Source organism: Thiohalomonas denitrificans (genome assembly GCF_016841685.1).
GTDB classification, from domain to species: domain Bacteria; phylum Pseudomonadota; class Gammaproteobacteria; order Thiohalomonadales; family Thiohalomonadaceae; genus Thiohalomonas; species Thiohalomonas denitrificans_A.
Genome location: NZ_JAENYR010000052.1, coordinates 21,808 through 27,252, shown reverse-complemented (window position 1 = coordinate 27,252; position 5,445 = coordinate 21,808). Strand labels below are relative to the sequence as shown.

Below are 5,445 nucleotides of genomic sequence, written 5' to 3'. Positions count from 1 at the left end.
GGGAAGAGGGAAGAGGGAAGAGGGAAGAGGGAAGAGGGAAGAGGGAAGAGGGAAGAGGGAAGAGGGAAGAGGGAAGAGGGAAGCGGCCTAGCCACTAGCTACTAGCTACTAGCCACTAGCCACTCGCCACTAGCCACTCGCCACTAGCCACTTAGAGGAGGGCCGGGTGATTAGCCCGGCCCCTTGCCTAATCAGTCAATCGCTTACGTCCAGAATTGCACCACCAGAGGCACAATCAGCAGGGCCACGATGTTCATGATCTTGATCAGCGGGTTGATGGCCGGTCCGGCGGTGTCCTTGTAGGGATCGCCGACCGTGTCGCCGGTGACCGCCGCCTTGTGGGCTTCGGAACCCTTGCCGCCATGGGCGCCATCCTCGATATACTTTTTGGCGTTATCCCAGGCGCCGCCACCTACCGTCATGGAGATGGCCACGAACAGGCCGGTGATGATGGTGCCCAGCAGCAGGCCACCGAGAGCGAGTGGGCCAAGAATGAACCCGACCAGGATGGGTACCAGCACCGGCAGCAGTGAAGGAACGATCATCTCCTTGATGGCGCCCTTGGTGAGCATATCCACCGCACGGGTGTAATCCGGCTTCTGGGTACGGTCCATGATGCCCGGCATCTCTTTGAACTGGCGACGCACCTCGTTGACGATATCGCCGGCCGCACGGCCCACCGCTTCCATGGCCATCGCCCCGAACAGGTACGGGATGAGACCACCGATGAAGAGACCCATGATCACTCGGGGATCCGAGAGCAGGAACTGCAGCTCCATGCCTTCATCGGCCAGCGCGAAAGTGTAATCGGCAAACAGCACGAGGGCCGCGAGACCGGCGGAGCCGATGGCGTAACCCTTGGTGACCGCCTTGGTGGTATTGCCGACTGCATCCAGCGGGTCGGTAATATTGCGGATACTTTCATCCAGCTCCGCCATTTCGGCGATGCCGCCGGCGTTATCGGTAATGGGACCGTAAGCATCGAGGGCCACAATGATGCCGGTCATCGACAGCATGGAGGTGGCGGCGATGGCGATGCCGTACAGCCCCGCCAGCTCGTAGGAGCCCCAGATAGAGGCGACGACCGCAAGCACCGGCAGCGCGGTGGAGCGCATCGAGACTCCCAGCCCGGCGATGATGTTGGTGGCGTGCCCGGTGGTGGAGGCTGCGGCGATGTGCTTTACCGGACCGTATTCGGTGGCGGTGTAGTATTCCGTAACTACCACCAGCGCAGCGGTGAGCACCAGCCCGACAACAGCGGCCCAGAACAGGTTGACGGTGTTGACCAGGTCACCACCAACGGTGATGGTTCCCTCGGGGAATACCCAGGCGGTGACCGGATAGAAGGCAATAGTGGCCAGAACGCCGGCGACGATGAGTCCCCGATAGAGGGCGTTCATGATCTTGCCGCCCTCGCGGACCTTGACGAAGAAGGTGCCGATTACGGAGGCGATGATGGAGACGCCGCCGAGAACCAGCGGGTAGATGGCGGCCATACCGTTGTCGCCGGCCACAATCAGGCTGCCCAGCAGCATGGTTGCGATCACCGTTACGGCATAGGTCTCGAACAGGTCGGCGGCCATGCCGGCGCAGTCGCCTACATTATCGCCCACGTTGTCCGCGATTACCGCCGGGTTGCGGGGATCATCCTCGGGAATGCCGGCTTCCACCTTGCCGACCAGGTCGGCGCCGACATCCGCACCCTTGGTGAAGATACCGCCGCCCAACCGGGCGAAGATGGAGATGAGCGAACCACCGAAGCCGAGACCTACCAGCGCGTGAATCGCATCATTGGTGCTCAGATCCATGCCGATTAGAATGGCGAAGTAGCCGGCGACGCCGAGGAGGCCCAGACCGACCACCAGCATGCCGGTAATGGCGCCGCCGCGGAAGGCGACCTGCATGGCATCATTGAGTCCGCTGCTGGCCGCTTCGGCGGTCCGCACGTTGGCGCGCACGGAGATGTTCATCCCGATGTAACCCGCAGCACCGGAGAAGACCGCGCCGATCAGGAAGCCGAAGGCGCTCAGCCAGCTGATGAACAGGCCGACAAGAATGAAGAGGAGAGCCCCGACGATACTGATGGTGGTGTATTGACGGTTGAGGTAGGCGTTTGCTCCCTCCTGAATTGCGCCGGCGATTTCCCGCATGCGGTCGGTGCCGGTGGATTTGCCGAGTATCCATTTGACGGAAACGGCGCCATAGACGATGGCGGCCACGGCACATAACAGTGCAAATACTAGCCCTGAAGTCATTGGGTCCTCCCCTACTGTTTAAAATGTTTTTGTAAATTATTCAGCTTCTGGATTTGTATTTGGTCTAGATCCAGTTGCCCCATAAAGGCAAAGGGGAGCTGACGCTCCCCTTTGTTCCGTTCACTTTAACTCGAACTCTTCATCGAGTTTTTTCTCAACCGCCACATTCTTCAGCATGACGTATTGTGGTAAGCCATCCTTGTAGGGTGGGTAGTCTTCACCCTTAATCAGCGGTTCAAGATACGTGCGGCATTTCGCCGTGATGTCGAAGCCGTCGCGGCTGATGAAGCTCTTCGGCATCATCTTTTCCTTGTTGGCGACCCGACTGAGTGGCGCTTCGCCTACTGTCCAGCGGTAGGGCTTGTCTTTTTTGCGCACGACAGTGGGCATAACCGAGTTCTTGCCCTTCAGTGCGAGCTCCACGGCAGCCTTGCCCATGGCGTAGGCCTGCTCGACATCGTTCTTGGAGGCAATGTGACGGGCGGCGCGTTGCAAGTAGTCGGCGACTGCCCAGTGGTACTTGAGACCCAAATCCTCGCGGATCATGTTGGCCACTACGGGGGCGACACCGCCTAGCTGTGCATGACCGAAGGCATCCTTCAGGCCCTGGTCGGCAAGGAATTTCCCGTCAGACCCCTTTACGCCCTCGGAGACGACCACGGAGACATAGCCGTATTGGTCGACTTTTTCCTTCACCTTGGCCATAAACTTGCTGCGATCGAAGGTGATTTCCGGGAACAGGATCACGACCGGCAGGTCGGTGTCCTCGGTGGATGCGAGTCCACCCGCGGCCGCAATCCAGCCGGCGTGGCGACCCATTACCTCGACCACGAACACCTTGGTGGAGGTCTTCGCCATGGAACCGACATCAAAGCTAGCCTCGCGTACCGAGATAGCGATGTATTTGGCCACCGAGCCAAAACCGGGACAGCTGTCCGTGATCGGAAGGTCATTGTCCACGGTCTTTGGCACGTGAATCGCCTGGATGGGATAACCCATTTTTTTGGAGAGTTGCGAGATCTTGAGGCAGGTGTCGGCGGAGTCTCCGCCACCGTTATAGAAGAAGTAGCCGATGTTGTGAGCTTCGAAAACCTCGATCAGACGCTCATACTCGCGGCGGTTCTCCTCGACGCTTTTCAGTTTGTAGCGGCAGGAGCCGAAAGCGCCGGAAGGTGTGTGGCGCAGCGCGGCGATGTCCTTTTTGCTCTCTTTACTAGTATCGATGAGATCTTCGGTCAGGGCACCGATGATGCCATTACGTCCTGCGTAAACCTTGCCGATTTTGTCTTTATTGGCGCGGGCCGTTTCGATTAACCCGCATGCCGAGGCGTTGATGACGGCTGTCACACCCCCGGACTGGGCGTAAAAGGCGTTTTTCTTACTCGCCATGTTCCGTTCTCCCTAGTCTTTTTTGAATTGATGGTCGAAGTTCGGGTCACTTCTTGTTTTCTTCCGCTTCTTTCGCGGCGTGATCCGCCTGCACCTGGAGCAAGGTCACAGCGCACGTCGCGATATCGTCGAATTCTTCGATTCCGGTCCCGTACGTTTGGTAGAGACGGTAGAAAAACTGGGCCCGGTAGCGGTTATCCCCCACCTTCGCAATAACGAAGTTGGCATTGTCGACCTTCCAGTATAAGGCAGGACAGGGCGTAAGAACGGTCGAGTGGGGGTCAAGCCTCAATTCGATCTCGACCTGATCCGGTTCAATGGGGCGTCTGTAGCGCTCCTGGAGGGTATTGCATACGGTCCAAAACTCGCTTTCGGAAAACTCGGGAATGCTAGTCATGTAAAGCCTTTGACTCTTTTTGCGTGTACATAATAACGCGGCCGTCGAGACCTGAAACGGCTTTATAACAAAAATCCGTCGGAGTTACATTGACTTGAGGAATCGAGTGCGATTAGCTTAATCCGTCGCTGCGGTCAACGGTAATGCAATTTGTATATGCCTCCATCCATAAAACTTAAGCCCGGACCTTCCAATAGATGCGGGCTGTGACGCGAAGAATGCTGTCGCTCAAGGGTTTCGTTCTGTGCGTGTGTTGGGGAACCGTGCAAATGCCCCTAACCCGTTGAAAACGGCACATCGGCGCGGATTATGAAAGGCTCGGGTCGGCACACCAATAAAAGTACCGCTATCTGAAAGCTATTTGGGAGTGAGAGATCAAGATGAGAATCGTACTGCTGGGGGCACCCGGTTCGGGAAAGGGAACACAGGCGCAGCTTCTGTCGGATAAATACGGTATCCCGCAGATCTCCACCGGTGATTTGCTTCGTTCCGCCGTCAAGAACAATACGCCGATCGGGCAAAGGGCGAAAGCCGCAATGGAAGCGGGACAACTGGTTAACGACGAAATCGTTCTTGCCATTATCAAGGAGCGGGTTTCCCAACCCGACGCCGGAAAAGGCTTTATCCTTGATGGCTTCCCCCGCAATATTCCTCAGGCCGAGGCCCTGGATCACGTCCTGGATGAGATCAGCAAGCCGATTCAGGGCGCCATCCTGATTGAAGTCGACTTTGACAGCCTCGTTCAGCGTCTTTCCGGGCGTCGCACCTGTGAATCGTGCGGACAGGTCTATAACGTCTTTACCTCACCTCCCCGACTCGATGACCAATGTGACCAGTGCGGTGGCAATCTTCGCCATCGAGCCGATGATAATGAGGAGACCATCAGCAACCGGCTTCGGGCATTTGAAGCCCAGACCTTGCCGTTGACTGAATATTTCCGCGCGCAGGGCAAACTCCACACCATCGAGGGAACCGGCGAGATCGAGGATATTTTCGAGCGCGTCGATGCCGCTGCGCGGGAAATCGAAGCAAAGCCGAAAGCTCAAGTATCGCCGTCAGAGCCTGCGGCCGCGGAGCCGTCCCAGCCGGAAGTTGTGCCCGGGACTGGAAAAGCAACGCTCGCACAACAACAGTCCGACGTCGGGAAGACGGCCAGACCGGCGGTGAGCGAAAAGACCGCACCGGCCAAGAAGTCGGCACCGCAGAAGGCTGCGACCAAGGCGGTAGCCCCAAAGAAGACGGCCCCGAAGAAGGCCGCCCCGAAGAAGGCCGCCCCGAAGAAGGCCGCTCCGAAGAAGGCCGCTCCGAAGAAGGCCGCTCCGAAGAAGGCCGCCCCGAAGAAGGCCGCTCCGAAGAAGGCCGCCCCGAAGAAGGCCGCCCCGAAGAAGGCCGCTCCGAAGAAGG

The 5,445-nt window shown here is 58.2% G+C and carries 3 protein-coding genes and 1 pseudogene; 1 reads left to right on the top strand and 3 read right to left on the bottom strand.

Features of this window, described 5'->3' with window-relative positions; genetic code table 11:
* Positions 1-203: 203 nt before the first annotated feature.
* The 3 genes from Q7L05_RS11785 to Q7L05_RS11775 all read right to left on the bottom strand — a co-directional run bounded on the left by Q7L05_RS11785 (position 204) and on the right by Q7L05_RS11775 (position 4,041).
* On the bottom strand, positions 204-2,255 hold the full coding sequence (locus Q7L05_RS11785; RefSeq protein ID WP_303906635.1) for a sodium-translocating pyrophosphatase: 2,052 nt from the start codon (positions 2,253-2,255) through the stop codon (positions 204-206).
* Positions 2,256-2,375: 120 nt separating this feature from the next.
* On the bottom strand, positions 2,376-3,644 hold the full coding sequence (locus tag Q7L05_RS11780) for a 6-phosphofructokinase (RefSeq protein ID WP_303906633.1): 1,269 nt from the start codon (positions 3,642-3,644) through the stop codon (positions 2,376-2,378).
* A gap of 46 nt (positions 3,645-3,690) precedes the next feature.
* A complete protein-coding gene (locus Q7L05_RS11775; RefSeq protein WP_303906630.1) occupies positions 3,691-4,041 on the bottom strand; it encodes a hypothetical protein in 351 nt (116 codons plus the stop codon).
* Positions 4,042-4,421: 380 nt separating this feature from the next.
* Between Q7L05_RS11775 and Q7L05_RS11770 the strand changes: the two are divergent.
* Positions 4,422-5,045 (top strand): annotated as a pseudogene (locus Q7L05_RS11770) (adenylate kinase); the annotation flags it as partial.
* Positions 5,046-5,445 lie beyond the last annotated feature (400 nt).